This window comes from Ralstonia sp. 25C (genome assembly GCF_051904805.1).
Lineage (GTDB): Bacteria > Pseudomonadota > Gammaproteobacteria > Burkholderiales > Burkholderiaceae > Ralstonia.
In genome coordinates this window covers 1578333-1595651 of record NZ_CP196738.1, presented here as the reverse complement: position 1 = coordinate 1595651, position 17319 = coordinate 1578333, and the positions used below count along the sequence as shown (strand labels likewise).

Below are 17319 nucleotides of genomic sequence, written 5' to 3'. Positions count from 1 at the left end.
CTTCCTCTGGCTTGTTGTTGAAAAACCCGGCTCTCACCCGAGACCATTCATCCACCGCAAAAGGAGTTTCCTATGTCCGCTTTGACCTCTGCCGCTGGCCTGGGCGATGCTGCTAGCCGTCTGTCGTTCAACGCTCAAAACGAAGCCGTCACCAAGGAAGGCGAGCAAGACATGCTGAACGCAGCCAAGCTGCAAAACGAACTGAACCGCGTCAACATGTTCGCCAAGCTGATGGAAGCGGGCCCGAAGGCCGCCAAGGACCTGATCTCGTAATGATCGGTTCCGGACGGCACATCCTGTGCCGCCGACGTTCGGGAACGGGGCCGCGCCGTTCCCGAGCGGTTTTTTCTTAGGCTTTCCCGCGCGCTTCTGCTTCGCCTCACTCGGCCCATCGCGCCGCTGCCGATTCACTGAACACCGAATCCGACCCGCCACCGCGATCCCGACATGACACCGATCCACCGCAACGCTTTCTCAGCCGCCCAAGCCCAAGCACTGGGCGACTCGACATCGCGCACTGACCAGGCCCACATCGCTGCGCACGCGCAGGACACCTTGCAGGCCGTGGTGTCCGCCGGCACCGATGACATGCGCAACGCCGCCCGGCTGGAAGACGCTCTGAACCGCACACAGGCGTTTGCCAAGCTGATGGAAGCTGGCCCCAAGGCCGCCAAAGACCTGCTGACCTAAAGCATGAGCACAGAACAGCGCGACAGCCTCATCCGCGACATGTGCATGCATCTGCAGATTCCGGATGCCGATGCGATCATCGCCGCCGGACGCCTCGCGGTGGAGGGCTTTGAAGTCATCATCGACGCCGTTGAAGACGACCCCGACGCGTTCTACCTGAACTTCGACTACGGCATCGTTACCGGCGGCCGAACGCTGCGGGTGTTCCGGCTGATGCTGGAGGCCAACCTCACCATCTATGCGCAGGACCACGCGCAGCTCGGGCTGGACGGCGACACGGGCGGCATCATCCTGATCGTGCGCGTGGCCTACGATCCTGACCTTGACGGCGAACAGCTGGCCGAGTTGCTCGGCCACTATGCCGAACACGGCCGCTACTGGCGCGACAACATCCTGCAGACCACGGACGACATGTTCGAGAGCCTCTCGAACGGCACCTATGTATGGATTCGCGCTTAAGCGCCGCTAACAAAAACCCCGCGGCGCATTCCTGGCAAGCCGGAGCGACAACACCGGAAGGGTTTTCTTAGCGGCGCTTAGGCGCGCACCCATGCGCTGGCATACCGGCGCTGCTTGCAAGCCGCGCCGGTGTCTTTCCATCAGAGCGTCAGCACACTGCCCTGCTGGTGCGGGTTCGCGCGGCGCAACCCTTCGATCCAATCTGCCGTTGGCAACCCGAATGTGGATTGCAGCGCCTCGGCACGCGCCTGCAGTGCAGCCCACTCAACGGTGAGGGTCGGGCCGTTGAACGCCAGCGCGATCGTGTTCTCCACCATGGTGATCGGGAACATCAGCACGCGATAGTCAAACACCTCGCAAATGCGCTCCATGTTGCGGCCAAAGCCCTCGTTGGAACAATGCAGGTTGATCGCCATCACGCCGGGGGCGCGCAGCACCTGCCGGCACGCGCGATAGAACGCCAGCGATTGCAGCGTCGGGCAGCCATCGTGCACACCGTCGTACACGTTGACCTGCAAAACGTTGACCGTGCCTTGCTGTGCGGGGGCAATGACCCAGTCCAGCGCGTCTTGCGCCAGCACCTGCAAGCGGTGGTCATCGGGTGGCAGATGAAACGCGGTGCGGGCCGCCTCGATCACCAGCGGGTTGATTTCCACTGCCGTGACGCGCGCCTCGGGCAGCTTTCGGTAGCAAAAACCGGTCAGTGAGCCAGGGCCCAAGCCAAGCTGGGCGACATGTGCATCGGCCAGCTGTGTCGGGTCCAGAAACAACAGCCACGCCATCATCTGCTGCGCATAAGGCAACAACAGGCGGTCAGGCTCGGACAGCAGGATGGCGCCCTGCGTGCAGTCCTCGGCGCCCGCAAAATGCAGGAATCGAACACCGTTGTGTTCCGAATAGCTGACGGGCGTGGGAGCGGTGGCGACGGCGGGTGCCGCGCAGTCAAGGTCTTGGGAGGTCATGGGCGTAGAGGGTCGATAAGAGGCCACGTGGAAGAACATCACACAGACAAGGCTGTGCACCGCGACAGCCTGCCACACCGAGCTGCACACGGCAGACATCGCTTCGTTTCTGCGGACGTTGCATCGCGCCGACCACCCCAAGGTTTCAACGCGCAGGCAGCGTGCTTCGCCATGCCCATGTCAACTTCGTGAATGCGCACACGCACCGAAACGCACGGTCGTACGCTCACGGCATTGCATGTAGGTGCACGCCGCTGCCGGCTGACCGGCGCACGGGGCATCGCTCACCCATTCCATGTCTGCCTCACGCACGCCGCAACTTCCTCACGCTACAGTTCCGCATTTCCGTGCGGACGATCCCGCAGTATTTACGGCCGCCCCTTTGCGCATCGGCATCTATCAGCTTTGGTTTGCCTTTGATACGTTGGATGCGCTCGACGGCCCATCGGATTCAGTCACGGTCTGCATTGAGCTAGGTGCGCCAGTCGACGTGGACCTAGAAGCGGCGCTCCACCTGATGCTTGGTCTGTGCCTTGATCTGCCGGCTGCATCGCGCGGCAGCGTGGTCCTGCACCCGCCCACGGGCCGGTTGATCTACCGCTTTGCCTACGTGTTGGATGACGACCCCACCGGCACGCGCCTGGTCAACGCGATGGCCACCTTGGCCGCGCCCGCTACCCTACCCGCGCATTTGGCGGTGCACTGACGCGGCGTCCGAGTCGGCCTCGACTCAGCTTCGCCGCTGTCACCGAGGCTTCGCGTGCGCGGCGCGGTTGTCATGCGGTCGCGTCAAAGTGGTGTCTCGATTCACCCGCGCGGTGCCAGACCGTTCATCTCCATGCCACGCCCACGTCTGTCTCCTCTCAGCACGCCCGCTTCCCAGTCGGAATACGAAACACTCCACGACTTCGCAGCCCGCACGCCGTCGCCCACCAATGGCCCCGAGGGGGCCGTTGCGCAACCACGCAAAAAAGGCTGGCTCGGCAATCTGAAGTCGCGCGTGCGCGAGAAGCTGCCAAACAGCGACGAGACGGAACTGGCCACGCTGCTGACGGACCGCAAGCGGTCGGGGAAGTCGCTCAATTCGGTCAACGACTACAAGCCGCCCACGCGCGGCACGCTGACCACCACGCCGCAAACGACACCGCAAACCACACCGCAGGCATCAGCGCATGGCACGTCGGCACCGGCAACGCCCAACGTGCAGGAGATGGGCGATATACGCCGTGCAGAACGCTCGCAACGCAAGACCTCATCCATGATGCAACGCGCGCAACAGGGTGCCCAGCGCCTGCGCGAGCGCGGAAAGACATCGCCGGCACCGGCCACCCCTTCGCACACACCGCTCACGGTGCCCACCACGCCCGAAGCGTTTCGTGGCGCGGTCGCGCAGTTGTTTCCTGGCGCCCGCAACGCTGCCGAACGTGAGGCATTGAGTGAGCGGCTCGGCGTGCTCGCCGCGCCGGCCGAAGGCACGTCATCCACTGCAGGCAGCTTTGTGCGGCCGATGCTGGCTGCCCGTGCGCTCGCGGCCAGCAGTGGCGGCAACGCATCGGATGCGCTGCGCGTGCTGCAGCATGTCGCCCAGACGGTGCGCTTTGACGCGGCTGCCTTTACCGCGCCTGAAACGCCGAGATCATCCGCGCGCTCCAGTACCTCCGACCTGGGCTTGCATCAGCTGTTTGGCGAGGGAGAAGGCGAAGCCTCGGTACACGGCTCCGAGCTGAGCTTGAACGCGTTTGCTGATCACGGAAGCACAGGAGCCGTATCCCGGCAATCGAGCCTTTCCGTGCAGTACGGATCGGAGGCCCCATCGTTGCACGCGCCGCCGTCTCCCACGCCAGAGCCGATGAGCGAGGCCGCTGTCACGAGCGCCGCGTGGCGTACCGCGCAATTGCTGTCGCACACCCATCATGGCTTCGAAACGCTGTGCAGCCTCATGCAGACGCCGCCCACGCCCGAGTTGCGCCAGACCGCGCGCAGCTTTCTGCAGGCGGCGGACCATCTGCACACCGCTGCCACATCGGCATCGGACCCGGTTGCCCTCTTGCAGGCACATGCTGCGGGCAGCGGCACGCACGCAACGTCACTGGCTGTGAGCGTGCTCCATGCCGCCGCCGCCAAGCTGCGCGGCGAACCCGCGAGCGCACCGGCTGCGGGCGCGCTGTTTGCCTGGCGCCAGGGCTTTCGGGAAGACGGCCCTGGCTCCGATCTGGCCAACACCAAGGCGCGTCTGGCCAAGTTTGTCGGCCGCAGCATCCCGCGTGTGGAAAAGCAAGGCGTGAGCCGCCATTTCTGGCAGATGATCGGCAAGAAAAAGTCGCCGCTGTCTGCTGCGGCGCTTGGCATGCAGGGCGCGCATCGGCCAGGCGTGGTCAAGGAGATGGACGCCTATACCGCTGCCCTGCGCACCATGATCGACACGCTCGCCTACACCGGCGAGGCCCCCGCACCGCACCGCATTGCGCACCCCGGAGACCTGTGGCGCAACACCATCCTCGCGCATTGGGCCGAGCTGGCAGCCACCAACGCACCGCTCGCCGACTATGCGCTCACGCCCGAGAAGCTTCGCGAGATGCAGCCTGAAGTGCACGCTGAGGTCAGCCTCCTGCAGCACGAAATGTCAGCCGCAATGGCCACCGCCCGTATCCCGGGAAGCTCGCCGGCCCACCGGGAGTTCGCGCAGCTCGCAGCGCAAGCCGGTCTGACCAGCGATGCGCAGACTCGGGACTGGACCCAGCACCGGCTGGGCGACCTCGCCACTGAGGAGGTGAGCGCGGCGCGGGCGCATTTTGCGAAGCTGGTCGACCACGCCGGCCTGGCTGGCGAGCCGCCGGAGTATCTCGTCGGGTTGCAGCCATCGGCATCGCTCCTGCGCTATTGGAGCAGTTACACCAGCGAAACCGCCGAGGCGCCGGAATTCCACAGCGCACTGGAAGCTGCCGACAAACTCGAACACCCCGACGATCTCAAGATGCAGGCGCCCACCATGGAAGACGCCCGCAAGACGCTCGAGACACTGCTCTCCACCATGGAGTCCGGCAACAAGGTGCGGATGTCCAACGGCGGCTGGATGGGCCTGAGCACCTCGGGCGTATCGACCGGCCTGTCGCACGTGGGCAAGGCGCTGCCGGTGCCCGTGTCGGTGCAGCTGGACGCCAACGTGGGCACCAGCCGGCAAGCCGTGGTGGAAGTCGGGCGCAGCTCGCACGGCCGCGACCTGTTCCTGGGTACCGACCGCATGACGCGCGTCTCGGTCGGCGTGGGCGCTTCTGTCGGTTACGACATTCCCACGTGGGGCAAGCGCCTGCGTGCCAATCTGCTTGGCGTCAAGGTCACGCCGATTGACCGTGAAGCCAGCGAGCCACGCGGGGTGGTCATTCGTGCCACTCGGCCCACGCAGCGCCCGGTGGAAGGCCATGACGACTGGGAAGCCATCAAGTACGACGACAAGGCCGCGGCCGATACCATCGTCAAGGCGGCCAATCTGCTGTTCGAGCAGGCCGCCGCGGCGCCCGCGCACCGGCCCGATGCCAACACGCTGTGGAACACGCTGGCCCAGCACAGTGGCGATAACGAGCATCTTTCCGTTGGCTGGGTCGACCAGACCAAAAAGCGCTGGCGTGCATCGCTCGAAGGCAGCGTCGGCTTGAGCGTGCGCGTGAGCAGCAAGCACACGCCGGTGCGTGTCGGCCCCTCCGCGCGGCTGCGTGGCGAGAAAACGCTCAGCAACACCGCCACCGTGCACGAAACCACCGGTGCGCTGCGCGTGGAGCAGTTCAGCATCAGCACGGCCCACAAGGTAACGGCGCGGGCGGGCCTGGCGTTCTCGGTGGGCGAGACGTTCTACACCGCCGCACCGAATGACAACGCATCGGCCAAGGCTGGCGAGAGCGGCAAGATCACGCAGGGATTCGTGGGCGGCATGCCGCTGGGCTACAACTGGAAGCTGGCCGAAGGCGGCCACACCACCAAGGTCAAGATGGCCTATCACAACGGCAAGATTGCCGACCGCGTGTGCTACTTCGACACCGAATACCGCAGCGCCAAGGAATACCTGGCCGTGGTGCGCAGCGAGCGCGACGCCTGGATCGAGATGCTGGCCCACAAACCCGGCGGCACGGTGGAAAAGGCCACCAAAGAGTTCGAGGCCTACTGCGAAACCGTGGAAAAGCACCAGCGCCCCAATCAGCGGTATCTATATCGGCACCGCCTCCGCCCCGCCGACGCGCGCAAGATGGAGGGCCACCTGGACTTGGCCGACCTGCACCGCAGCCTCGACCCCAACTCACCCGATGCGCAGGCCTCAGAAGCGCTGGCCCAGGCGATCTTGCACTCACCTGACGCGCGCTTGCCGGAAAAGCTCGCCATCGTGGAGCAGGTCTCCACCAGCCGCAGCCGGGGCTTTACGAGCACCATCCAGGCCCGCGCAAATAACGAGGTGGAAGGCACGCGCGAGTTGGCCGCCATTAAATTCGGCTGATTCGGCTAACGTACATTCATCTAGTTGTCTGAAGACCCGTCAACACGACGAAATGCTGGAATGCACCGTCATGTATGGCTTTCTTCGCATGCTGAAGCCGGGTGAATTCACAGGGCACATGATCAAATGGCACTCAATCGGTGCCCTAAAAAAACTAATTCAGAGTTAAGAGCAATTTCACTCTTTGTAGGGATGTTTGGAGAAATTGTGAACGTTATGCTGGGCTCCTGTTTGAAGCGCCCCCTCTAATGACACGTCATTGCGGGGGCAAGAAAGGGGAGCACCATGAAGTTCGCAATACTGACTGCCAATACATCCGGCTTTGCCTATGTGGAAAGCTGTCTGCCAATGCAGGACGTGGAATGCGTCCGCTTTGACGATGCCCTGTCGCTGCTGCGCGCGCGCCGGTCGGAAACGTTTGATCTGCTGATGATCGACGCGCAGCAGTTCCGCACCGCCGGGCAACTCGTGCTGTCGTGGCGCGAGTGCAATGCCGACATGTGCTGGCCCACCCTGGTGTTTGGGCAGTTTGCCGACCGCGGCGACATGGCGCTGGCTTTCGATGCCGGGGTGGACGACGTGCTCACCGGCCACTTCACCGCCGAGGAGCTGCAGGCCCGCGTACAACGCGCCCTGCGCCGTGTCGAGCCCGTGCGCAAGAACGCTGGCATCAACGTGGTGGTCGGGCCGTATCGCCTATGCCGGCTCACGCGTACGGCCACGATCAACAACGTGCCCATCCGCATGACCGCGCGCGAGTTTGCGACGGCGTGGCTGCTGTTCTCATCGCCGGGGGCCTTCCTCTCACGCCAGCAGATCGCCTCTGCCGTGTGGGGTGCGGATGCCAGCATTGTCGAACGCTCCATCGAGCAGCACATCTACAAGCTGCGCAAGAAGCTCCAGCTGGGCGCGGAAGTCGGCGTCGAACTCAAGACCGTGTATGCGCGCGGCTATCAACTCACCGTGCAGACGGCCGAGAACACGTCGCCCGCCGCCCTGCCCCCTACCGCACTCGCCGCGTAACCAGGCCGCGCAACGCGGCCTTTTGCGCAAACGATTGCGCGCCACGCAGCCCCATCGCTCGCAGCGAATTGCACTTCAGTGTTTTCAGCAAACACTTCAGGACGAAGTGTTTGAATGCCGCCTGAATAATTTCAGCGTCGGCTTAATATAATCTTTGCTGTGTTAATCGTTACCGCGTTAATCATTACCGCGTTAATGATTTTCCCCTGTTCGATTTTCGCGGACGCATTGCTGATAGAGCGCAGCCAATTCCGTCCGATTACGCGCTTGCAAGCGCATCAAAATCTGCCGCACATGCGATTTCACGGTTTCCACGCCGATATGCAGCGCCTGTGCAATCTCCACGTTGGACTTGCCCGACGCTGCCTCGCGCAGGATGTCCCGCTGGCGCCGCGTCAACGCCGACAGCGCTGTCTTTTCTGACCGCACAGGAGCCTTTTGGCGCCGTGCCTCCAGCATCCGCCCGAGCATGGCGTGCGCCTGCTCGAGCGTGACGGGCTGCGGCGGTGCAGGTTCGCCGACGGCCTCGGCCAACTCCGTCAGGTCGATCAGGAGCATGCCGGGAGCGGCCAAAACGGCCCGCGCGGTCGCGACGGGAAACGGTGCACCAGCGGGCGCACGCCAGCCCCCCGCAACCTTCGGCAGGGAAGAGAAATACCGGCTTTCGGTGGTCGTGTCGGCTGCTTGTAGCAGCACGTCGTTCTGGACTCGGGCGTTCATGTCGTCCTTCGCTCTGATGTGAGCATTGCATCGGGATGCAATCGGCGCGCCGGGTTATCCGTACCGCGGCGCCCTCTTACTCTCTCTGTGCAACGTACGCGGAAAACCGGAACCGGAATCCCAAAAAAAATTGCGGGCGGTCGGCTGCCGCTCAACGGGCGGCGATGCGCACCCATACGCCGGCCAGTTCCCGCACCTGGATGGGCAGCGTTTCGGCCAGCATCTGCAGGGCGCGGTGCACGTCGAGCGGAAACCGCCCTGTCACGCGCAGGCCGGCCACGTCGGAGTGCAGCTCGATCACGCCGTGGTGGTACGGGCGCAGGGCGTCGATCACGTTGGCCAGCGGTTGGTGTTCGACTTCCACCAGGCCGCGCGTCCACGCCGCGGCGGAGCGCGCCAGCACATCCAGCGGCTGAATGCCGCTCGGGCTCAGGCGTCGCACTTCCCCTGCGCGTACCGTCGATACCGCGCCAGCTGCCGTGGCCACCGAGGCGGTGCCCTCCAGCACGGCCACCCGCATCGTTCCGCCGGGTTCCAGCGTTGCGCAGACCATGCCGCCCGCGCATTCAATCGACCCCGCCGCCGACCACACCCGCACCTGCGCCGATGGCGACGCGGCCACAGCGAGCACATTGCCGCGGCGCAAGCGGACATCGGCACCCGCCGCATTCACCGACGCATCGACCGCGCTGCGTGCGTTCAAGCGCAACAGCGAACCGTCGGCCAGCCTGAAATCACGGCGCTCCGCGGTGGCCGTGCGCATATCGGCGCCCAGGCCAGACAGCGGAATCTGCAGATCCACCAGCGCCGCCACGCCAGCGCCGATCCCACCTAGGACCAGCGCGCGCCGCACGTGCCGCATCGGCGATGGTGGTGTGTCCAATAGGTGCCGTGCCGCCTGCCGATGCGGCGCCGACACCGACGGCAACCTCAGCGAACCCAGACCGCCTTGCAGACGCTGCACCGCCGCCGCGTGCGCGGGGTCGGCTTCCTGCCAGGCCGCAAAGCGCTGGTGGTCTGTGTCCGAGGCCAGGCCCGAGCGCAACAACACCAGCCACTGGATGGCCTGCTCGGCGATCCGGTCATCCAACGGCTGTTTCACGATACGTCGGCCAGGTAGCACAGGCGCAAGGCCTGCGTCATGTATTTCTGCACCATGCGCACCGATACATCCAGGCGCTCGGCGATCTCGGGGTAGGTCAGCCCATCCAACTGGCTATAGAGGAACGCAGTGCGTGCCTTGGCAGGCAGCCCATCGAACACGCGGTCGATGGTCGTGAGTGCTTCCAGGAGCAGGGCCCGCTCTTCGGGGGAGGGCAGCGTGGCCTGGGGCTGGTCGGCGGCCCAGGTCAGATAAGCCTGTTCCAGATCGCGCCGGCGCCAGATCTCATACAGCAGCCGCTGCGCAATCGTGGTCAGCAGCGCGCGCGGCTCGCGGGTGTTCTGCCAACCCGGCTTTTGCAGCAGTTGCGCAAACGCCTCCGACGCCAAGTCCTCGGCGCCAAAGCGGCAGCCTGTCTTGCGGCCCATGCGGCCGGCGAGCCAAGCGTAGTGTTGTCGGAACCAGTCGGATGCCAGCGCGTTGGCTGGCTCACAGGCTTGCGTCACGGTTTTACCCTCCGCGAGTTTCAGTGCGGGCCGTTCACAACAAGCGGCCTCGCTCAGACCGGGGTCCCAAATGGCCCCACCGGGATGTCAAATTTTACCCAGGAGTGATATTTCAGGTGAGCGTTTTTTCGGGGGGGATACCGATATTTCGGTGGCCCTGCAACATCGCAGCCCCCCGGCTGGCATCGTTTTCCGGTGCAACCGGGTTGCTGCACTGTGTTGCAGCCGCCCCCTCCCCCCGAGCCATGCCCCCCCACGAATCCGCCCCCTCCCCCCTGCCAGACGACGACACCACGCCCGCGCGCGCGCTGCATATCGGCCGCCGGCGCATCTGGCTGGCCTACGACGGCTACACCGAACCCGACGCGCTGGTCGTCTACCTCGAACTCGGCACGCGCGACACGCTGGACGTTGCCATCACGCTCAACCTACTGCTCAGCCTGTGTCTGGAGGTAGAAGGTGCCGCACGCGGCACGGTCGTTCGCCACCCGCAGAGCAGTCAGATCATCTACCGCTTTTGTTACACCCTCGACGACGATCCCGAGGCCACCGGCCTGCTCGATGCCATTGCCGCGCTGACGGCCGAGCTGGATGCCGGCGTGGATCCCAGCACGTACTAAGAGCCGCTAACAAAACTGTCCTGGCTAGGCGTGCCGACGCAGACAGTACGTGTAGTACCTAATGTTCGTCACTGCGGGAGGCGCAACGACGCCAGGGCGGTTTTGTTAGCGGCTCTAAGCCAACGACAGCACACCAGCGTGGCCGGCTTCGGCTGCCGACGCACCGCTTCGGCGTGCGTGACATTCGCCGACAGGGGCTGGCTACGCTTGCAAGGTTCACTGTGCCGGGGCGAGGCTGCACTGCCCGGGCATGCCAACCTCGGAGCCTCCTATGCCCTTCCCGAAAATCTTTTCCCGCTCCTCCGGCACAACAGCGCCCGTCGCGACGACGCCCACGAGCACTTCCGCCGCGCCACAGCCGTCGATGCCCAGCATGCGCAAGACCTCGCGGTTGCCTGGCGCACTGCGCGACCTTGCCGACAAGCGCGTGGCACGTAACCAGAAGGCAGAGGCGAAACGTCTCCCCCCCGAGGAGCTCATCAACAAGTTCAATGAGGCGCAGTCGAGCACGACAATGAGCGGGCGTGAAATCCGCGCTGTGCAACGAGAAGTCCGCAAAGGCATTCGCGCGGGGACGCTGCAATGGCCGCCACAACAACCGACGGCGGCCCCGCACACCGCTGCCACGCAGACGCCTGAGCTTACGGCCAGCACCAGCGGCACAGCACAAGGCTCCGTGCTCCACCAGGAAACGCACGTCCCGCCTGCAACCACGCACACGCAGTCCGCCGACACGGAGCACACCGCGCACGCCGAGACATCGGCCCAAGGCAGCATGGCCCTGGCACTGACGCAGACGCCACTCTCGCGCCAAACCTCTTCAGCAAGCTCCACACATACGGAGGGCCATCATGCACCGCCGCAGGGCCCTGTCTTTGACCCGGACACCGGCGCACTGAACAAGCCGCAACTGCGCCAGATGGTGAGCGCACTGAAAGATGCACTGCCGACCGTACCCGCTGCACTGACGCACTCGCACAGCCGCAGCGTCGCGCTGCATGCCGTGCTCCAACAGCGGCTCACGAAGATCAACACCATCGCAGCCGACAATAGCCACAAGCCGCCGCACGAAGTGGGGCTGGCTGTGCGCGATGCCTTCGCTGCGGCGGCCAAGACGGCGCGCAAGCTCGGTAAATCGCTGGGCCGCCATGACCCCGCCGATGCCTACAAGGGGATCGCCGCGCTGCTCACCGAGCTCAAGCGCACGCACCTGAGCGGCAGCGCGAACGATGTGCTCACGCACTACGCCGCCAAGGAAACCGCCAACCTGGAAGTCAAGGCGCCGGGCATCAGCACCGGCAAGTCGGGCTCCAACGTGAGCACCAGTACCTCGGGCAGCCTGACGGTATCCGCATTCCCGACCAACAAATACGCAGCCGCCCACGTGACAGCCAGCGCAGGCGGTAGCACCAGCCGGCTGTACACGCTCGATGACGACGGCGACGTCGACTTCATTCCCGGTAAGCAGGCCTTTGCTCAAGCGGCGCTGGGCGGCAAGCTGGGCGAGTGGGCAGCGAACCTGGCCGGCAAGTATGCCTTCTCAGGCCACAACGTCTACCTCGAACACGACGACCTGCAGCAGCTCGTCAAGATTGTCGCCAACCACGATGCCAACCACGCCTGGATGAAGACGAGCTCCGCCGGCCCGCGTGCACGCCAGTTGATGCGTCAGCTCGAATCACTGGCCAACATGGTGTCGCACGCCGTGGGCCGCAACTACACCGAGGCCGCCGGCAAGCCGTACTACCTCACCGATGCCAAGATCGCCAAGGGCTTCAACACCTTCAAGATGACGCTGCTGGCCGGCGCGATCGACCACAAGCTTGGCGGCAACCACTTCAGCACGCTGATGAACAAGGCCTATCCGCCCGTCGCCGACGTGCTGACGGAACGCGTCCGCACTGGCCAGCCCCTGCCAGCTCAGCCGCGCCGCGATATTCCCGATTCCGTGGCCTATGGCGATCGCTTCCTGGCCTATCGCCAGCACACCGTCGCCGTGGACGCAAGCGCCGGCGACAAGACGCACGGCGGCACCAATCTTGAGGCCAACGTCAACTTTGACATCACCGGCCGCGCCGACAACGCAAAGTGGTATACGGAAACCGCTGCCGCACCGCACGCGCTGCTCGACCCCGGCTATCACAAGGACTACCAGGCCACCTTCAAGCTGCATCAGCAACTGGATGAAGCCTGCAGCGGCGAAGTGCCGCCAGCGCAGCTCCATCTGTACAACGAGACGCGCAAGGCGCTGACGCAGGATCTGCACGCCGGCCCCGCACTGCCGTTCACGGAGGCCGAGCGCCTGCACTACGGTGAAGAAGCCAACATCCCGGCGCAGTTCCACAACGCCATCACCCATGCGACGCCTGAGCAACTGAATCACGCGACGGACCAGCTCGAACACATCGTGAACACGTACCAGCATTTCGCCGAAGATGCCGGCGCCGTGCTCGCCAAAAACGACCGCTTCATGCCTGCTGAACAGCGCGGCGCGCTCACACAGCAACGCGAAGCCGCCTTTGCGCAGATCAACCAGTCCGTCTGGCACGGCCGCTACCCGCAGAAGGACGCGCTGGCCAAGCCCGAGGAATTCATCGCCAAAAGCCATGCCGCCATCAGTCTGGCACTGGGCTGCGTGGGCGCGCACATCTCGGTGATCAAACAGCAGATGGCACAACGCGCGGCCGGTGCCGATCCGCATGTGGATGAACAAACCGCCATCCTGACAGCGGACTCGATGTACAAGACTGCGCGCGAGCTGCTCGACAAGACGTACCTGCCGCTCAAGAACTACGACGTGCAGAAGAACGGCCCGCTGAAGGACAAATCGCTGTGGCAGCGAACGGACGTCAGAGTCAGGGCCACGGTGTCGGGTGGCGCGCAAGGCAGCGCACTCAACGCCATCCTGAACCGCTTCCACCGGTTGACCGACAAGGTGGATCTGGGTCACCTGACGGGCTCCATTTCGGTCAGCAATAGCGCGGGGCAGGTTTCCCTCAGCGCGGAAGCCCGCTGGATGAATGCCACGCACCAGCCCAACCCCAGCCGCACGGGCAAGTTCTGGCAGTTCACGTTCACCGCGCAAGGCGGCGCGCCCATTACCGGCCTGATGATCAACAAGGCCATCGAGGCGGCCATCGCGAAGTTCGCGCCGAACCTGCGCCTGCAGGAGCAGAAGATCGATCCGCATGAGTTGATCCGCCAGACGCAAGGCCTGGTGTTCGACATCACCGATGGCACGAGCATCGTCGTAAAGCTGCGCCAGCCGCCCGACGTGCAGAACGCACCGATGGAGCTGCAATACGCACGCGTGCTGCGCAACAAGAACAGCGGCATGAACCTGTCGATGACGATCCCCACACCAAAAGGCACCTTCACGCCCAGCGTTTCGCACACCGACAACGCGCAGAGCTTCGCCGGCGAGATCGTGGGCACCGACACGAGCTACCTGATCATGCAGCACCCGTTCCTGTCCAAGATCGTCGATGCGGAAGCCAACCGCGAAGACGCTGCGCTGCGGCAGGCCTTTGACGCCAACCCGATGCAGCGCGACCGCTATCTGGCCAACCCGAACCTCATGGTCGAGGTGGTGGCCAAGTACGCAGCAGCCCGGCAGGAGATCGACACGGCCGCGGCAGAGAATCGCGCGCCCGTGATCAAGAACGAGTTCGTGCGTTACCACGCCGCAACGCCCTTTGCCCGCGCGGCACAGGTGTCGGCGCAGGTGGCCGCGCACGCGCCGGGCTCCACCGCCAAGGGCGAGGAAGCGTTCAAGCTTGCCGAGCCGCTGACCAAGCCCATCGACGTCAGCCACCTCGATCTGAACGCCATGCGTGCGCACCTGCAGTCCCTGCCGACCATCGGGGCGCGCGCCGACTATCTGTGCAACTCGAACGAGGGCCGACCGCTGCTCGACGCGTTCTCCAAGATCATCGGCAACACGCGGGCGATCAACTCGGCGGCACTGCTCCACGCCGATCAACGCAACACCGGCATCCAGACCCTGCTGCGCGATCCGAAGGGCTTGCAACGCGAGAACGCGCGCACGCAGACCGCCCTGCACGGGGCGCCGCAACCCACCGGTACCGCCGGCCAGTTGCGCACGCGCCTGCAGCCGGCCAAGGCATCAGTCAAGCAGGCGAGCCTCGACCAGCTGCAGCAACTCGGCAGCCCCAACCTGGCCGGTCTGCCGATCGGGAAAGAGGCGCAGTCCGAACTCGATCGCCGCAAGGCACTGCTGGGCAATGCCTTCCCAGCCGAGAGCGGCGGCGCTAACTCCTAAGCCTCTGCCACTCTGCCGCCAGCCTACGGACGACGTAGGCTGGTTTTTTATCCTTCGCCCGCAGGCAGCGTCGCTGCAACCAAAAACAACAAGGCCGGCATTCGCCGGCCTCGGGTACATCAGAGCACTGACAGCGTTTTATCCAGCGCGCAGCCAGGTGCGCGCCACAGCCATGTGCTTGTGTGCGCTATCATCACCCGCCCCGACATAGCGTTCGACATAGCCCTGCAGCGGCGCCCAGTGTGCAAGCTGCTGAACGGCTTCATCGATGGAGCCATCGGCGGCGTCACGCTCCAGCAGCGTGGCAAAGGCCTCCGTGCGCAGCAGGTTGCTCGCGGCGTCCTCAGGCAATGCGTGGTCACGCAGTCGCTCGTTGAGCAGCAAGGTCATCAGCTCGCCGAGCGGCAGCCCGCCATCATCCAGATCCCCCAGTGCATAACGCTCGTGCGCGCGCTGAAAGACGTGGCTGCGCAGCACCGCCGAATCGCACAGGCCATCGACCAGCAGCGCCAGGCGGCGGGAATCGCGATGCGCACGCACCACGTCGGGCGTGACGGTGTTGATATAACGCTCCAACCAGATATGTAGCGCGTCGCTGCCGTATTCGCTGCCATAGGGCTGCAAACGTGCGCGCCAGCTCTCGCGCAGCGCATTCCAGTCGATGATGCTGACGGCGCGGCGCTCGTTGGCGTGCGGCGCGGCGGGCCGCAGATCCGCCAGACGGGCCGACAGGTGTGCCGGCACGTCGATACGGCAATGGGCCGGCAAGGCGCGCAACGTATCGGGCAAATCGGACAGTGCATAGCAGCCGCGCAGGTCCAGATGTTCCAGCTTGGTTAACTGCCCGACCGAGGCCGGCAAGGCGCGCAGCGAGAAGCAATCGCGCAGTCGCAGCGTACGCAGCGCGGCGCACTGGCCAATGCTCTCTGGCAGTGCCGCCAGTGCCGACATGCCCGATGCATCCAGGGAGTGCAGCTTGTGCAGGCGGCCCAGCGTGTCGGGCAGCGTGGTCATCGCATGCGCGTCGCGCAGGTCCAATCGCTCCAGCAAGGTCAGGTTGCCAAGCGTATCGGGCAGTGCCGCCAGCAGCGGGTTGCCACGCAGATTCAGCCGGCGCAACTGCCCCAACTGGCCCAGGCTGATAGGCAATTGCGTCAGCAAGCGGCTCGACACCAGGCTCAGCGTTTGCAGGTGCGCGAGCGCGCCCAACTCCACCGGCACGATGCGCAGCTCGGGGCCCTGCAGCACCAGGCGCTCCAGCCGGGGCAGTTGCGACAGCGACGCCGGTAGCGCCCGCAACGGCGAATCCAGCACCACAACCTCACGCAGTTCCAGCAGCTTGCCGATGCGCCCGGGCAGCGCGGTCAGGCGAGGATTGCGCGAGAAGTGCAGCACGCGCAGGTTCAGCGGCAGCCCGCCCGATGCGGGCCACTCAAACACGTCGCAATCGTGGATGACCAGCTGCTCAAGCTGGTCTGCCAGGCACAGCGCGGCAGGCAGGCGCATCACCGGAATGCTGTCGAGCACGAGATGCCGATTGTGCTGCTGCATGGCCAGCAACATGCGCGTAGCGGCCAGCGCCAGACCTTGTGCTGTCGGCTGGCGGGTATCGGCCAGCAAGGGGCCGCTATAGCGGTGCAGCCGGCGCGCCATGTCTTGCTGCCAGCCGGCCACGGCATCGCACACCGCCAGCCAGTGGTTGCCCTCCGTTGCCGGCTCGGCGGCGCGCAAGCCATGGCCATGCGGTACCGCTTGTTGAATGCGCAATGCATCGCGCGCGGCCACGGCGCGCAGTTGATGCTGCGCACGTGAAGACGCCGGCGCCGGCTGGCGCTCGTGATGCTGCAATAGTGCATGCGCGCGGGCCGAAACTGGCGGCTGTTTGCCATGGACAACGCGCTGCAACGCACGCCGCAACGCGCGCGACAGCCGACCCGCAAACGCGCCCGGCTCTGGATGCAAAGAGGCACTCTCGAAATGTGATTGCATGATGTCGCCTGAAGAAGAGGAAGTGGCCATCGGCAGAAAGCAGTGTGCGCCGCTAGAAAAACCCAGCGCAGCGGTCCTGGCTAGGCGTGCCGGCGAGACAGTACTGAAGTACGGCAAGACGGCACAACGACGCCAGGAGGGTTTTGCTAGCGGCGCCAACCCTTTCCGCCTGTTCCTCCATCGTATGGGGCATGACGCACCGCACCGCGTGCCGGCACGAACCCTTCGCGCTCGCACCGAACCCCATGTGGCAACCACCGGGCGACGCCGCTTCGCTCCAGCGCAAGCGAGTTCGCAGCGTGTGGGGCTGCCACGCCGCGCGCGTTTCTATGATCGGCGCATCTTCATTGCACGAGAGTCATCATGCATGCCCCATCGCCCCGCACCCTGGCTGCGCGCGAACGTCGCGCCAACGCCCACGTTGCGCGACCGGCCGTGCGCCGAGACACGCATCACACGTGGCAGCAACAACGTCTGCATCAA

At 65.0% G+C, this 17319-nt stretch carries 14 protein-coding genes; 8 read left to right on the top strand and 6 right to left on the bottom strand.

All coding sequences use genetic code 11. From position 1 onward, the window contains the following. Positions 1-72 precede the first annotated feature (72 nt). The 3 genes from ACS7SF_RS25670 to ACS7SF_RS25660 all read left to right on the top strand — a co-directional run bounded on the left by ACS7SF_RS25670 (position 73) and on the right by ACS7SF_RS25660 (position 1149). A complete protein-coding gene (locus tag ACS7SF_RS25670; protein ID WP_426400633.1) occupies positions 73-273 on the top strand; it encodes a serine kinase/phosphatase in 201 nt (66 codons plus the stop codon). Positions 274-447: 174 nt separating this feature from the next. Beyond that, positions 448-690, top strand: a complete 243-nt coding sequence (locus tag ACS7SF_RS25665) for a hypothetical protein (RefSeq protein ID WP_439893278.1) — start codon at positions 448-450, stop codon at positions 688-690. A 3-nt stretch (positions 691-693) separates the two neighbouring features. Further along, a complete protein-coding gene (locus ACS7SF_RS25660) occupies positions 694-1149 on the top strand; it encodes a molecular chaperone Tir (protein WP_439893277.1) in 456 nt (151 codons plus the stop codon). Positions 1150-1289: 140 nt separating this feature from the next. Here ACS7SF_RS25660 and ACS7SF_RS25655 read toward each other — a convergent pair whose 3' ends face one another. Next, entirely contained in the window at positions 1290-2111 is an 822-nt protein-coding gene (locus tag ACS7SF_RS25655; RefSeq protein WP_439893276.1) for a spermidine synthase, read from the bottom strand. Positions 2112-2493: 382 nt separating this feature from the next. Between ACS7SF_RS25655 and ACS7SF_RS25650 the strand changes: the two genes are divergently transcribed. From ACS7SF_RS25650 to ACS7SF_RS25640, 3 genes are all read left to right on the top strand, one after another. Next, positions 2494-2817 (top strand): hypothetical protein, encoded by a 324-nt coding sequence (locus tag ACS7SF_RS25650; protein WP_439893275.1) that lies wholly within the window; start codon positions 2494-2496, stop codon positions 2815-2817. A 132-nt stretch (positions 2818-2949) separates the two neighbouring features. Then, positions 2950-6594 carry a hypothetical protein gene (locus ACS7SF_RS25645; protein ID WP_439893274.1) on the top strand — a complete coding sequence of 1215 codons (3645 nt, stop codon included), beginning with the start codon at positions 2950-2952 and terminating at the stop codon, positions 6592-6594. A gap of 285 nt (positions 6595-6879) precedes the next feature. Next, positions 6880-7617, top strand: a complete 738-nt coding sequence (locus ACS7SF_RS25640; protein ID WP_439893273.1) for a response regulator transcription factor — start codon at positions 6880-6882, stop codon at positions 7615-7617. Between the two features lie 192 nt (positions 7618-7809). Here the strand turns inward: ACS7SF_RS25640 and ACS7SF_RS25635 are convergent, their stop codons facing one another. The 3 genes from ACS7SF_RS25635 to ACS7SF_RS25625 form a co-directional block, all read right to left on the bottom strand. Beyond that, positions 7810-8175: a response regulator transcription factor gene (locus tag ACS7SF_RS25635; protein WP_439893272.1), complete on the bottom strand. Its 366-nt coding sequence runs from the start codon at positions 8173-8175 to the stop codon at positions 7810-7812. 313 nt (positions 8176-8488) lie between these two features. Next, positions 8489-9439 carry a FecR domain-containing protein gene (locus ACS7SF_RS25630; protein ID WP_439893271.1) on the bottom strand — a complete coding sequence of 317 codons (951 nt, stop codon included), beginning with the start codon at positions 9437-9439 and terminating at the stop codon, positions 8489-8491. Further along, positions 9436-9945 carry a sigma-70 family RNA polymerase sigma factor gene (locus ACS7SF_RS25625; protein WP_439893270.1) on the bottom strand — a complete coding sequence of 170 codons (510 nt, stop codon included), beginning with the start codon at positions 9943-9945 and terminating at the stop codon, positions 9436-9438. Before ACS7SF_RS25625 ends, ACS7SF_RS25630 begins: the two co-directional genes overlap by 4 nt. Before the next feature lie 245 nt (positions 9946-10190). Here ACS7SF_RS25625 and ACS7SF_RS25620 point away from each other — a divergent pair, with 245 nt between their 5' ends. Further along, the gene (locus ACS7SF_RS25620; RefSeq protein WP_439893269.1) at positions 10191-10565 is read left to right on the top strand and encodes a hypothetical protein; all 375 of its coding nucleotides are present in this window, start codon (positions 10191-10193) and stop codon (positions 10563-10565) included. 216 nt (positions 10566-10781) lie between these two features. On the opposite strand, the gene ACS7SF_RS25615 is transcribed toward ACS7SF_RS25620, so the two are convergent. Continuing rightward, the gene (locus ACS7SF_RS25615) at positions 10782-10940 is read right to left on the bottom strand and encodes a hypothetical protein (protein ID WP_439893268.1); all 159 of its coding nucleotides are present in this window, start codon (positions 10938-10940) and stop codon (positions 10782-10784) included. On the opposite strand from ACS7SF_RS25615, the gene ACS7SF_RS25610 reads away from it, so the two are divergent. Next, the gene (locus ACS7SF_RS25610; protein WP_439893267.1) at positions 10939-14847 is read left to right on the top strand and encodes a type III effector protein; all 3909 of its coding nucleotides are present in this window, start codon (positions 10939-10941) and stop codon (positions 14845-14847) included. The genes ACS7SF_RS25615 and ACS7SF_RS25610 overlap by 2 nt on opposite strands. Positions 14848-14985: 138 nt before the next feature. Here the strand turns inward: ACS7SF_RS25610 and ACS7SF_RS25605 are convergent, their stop codons facing one another. Next, the gene (locus ACS7SF_RS25605; RefSeq protein WP_439893266.1) at positions 14986-16836 is read right to left on the bottom strand and encodes a leucine-rich repeat domain-containing protein; all 1851 of its coding nucleotides are present in this window, start codon (positions 16834-16836) and stop codon (positions 14986-14988) included. Between the last annotated feature and the right edge of the window lie 483 nt (positions 16837-17319).

Coding starts and splice junctions, on each gene's coding strand:
- ACS7SF_RS25620 (WP_439893269.1), top strand. CDS start 10,191: ATGCCCCCCCACGAATCCGCCCCCTCCCCCCTGCCAGACGACGACACC.
- ACS7SF_RS25670 (WP_426400633.1), top strand. CDS start 73: ATGTCCGCTTTGACCTCTGCCGCTGGCCTGGGCGATGCTGCTAGCCGT.
- ACS7SF_RS25645 (WP_439893274.1), top strand. CDS start 2,950: ATGCCACGCCCACGTCTGTCTCCTCTCAGCACGCCCGCTTCCCAGTCG.
- ACS7SF_RS25610 (WP_439893267.1), top strand. CDS start 10,939: ATGCGCAAGACCTCGCGGTTGCCTGGCGCACTGCGCGACCTTGCCGAC.
- ACS7SF_RS25615 (WP_439893268.1), bottom strand. CDS start 10,940: ATGCTGGGCATCGACGGCTGTGGCGCGGCGGAAGTGCTCGTGGGCGTC.
- ACS7SF_RS25660 (WP_439893277.1), top strand. CDS start 694: ATGAGCACAGAACAGCGCGACAGCCTCATCCGCGACATGTGCATGCAT.
- ACS7SF_RS25665 (WP_439893278.1), top strand. CDS start 448: ATGACACCGATCCACCGCAACGCTTTCTCAGCCGCCCAAGCCCAAGCA.
- ACS7SF_RS25635 (WP_439893272.1), bottom strand. CDS start 8,175: ATGCTCCTGATCGACCTGACGGAGTTGGCCGAGGCCGTCGGCGAACCT.
- ACS7SF_RS25605 (WP_439893266.1), bottom strand. CDS start 16,836: ATGCAATCACATTTCGAGAGTGCCTCTTTGCATCCAGAGCCGGGCGCG.
- ACS7SF_RS25640 (WP_439893273.1), top strand. CDS start 6,880: ATGAAGTTCGCAATACTGACTGCCAATACATCCGGCTTTGCCTATGTG.
- ACS7SF_RS25655 (WP_439893276.1), bottom strand. CDS start 2,111: ATGACCTCCCAAGACCTTGACTGCGCGGCACCCGCCGTCGCCACCGCT.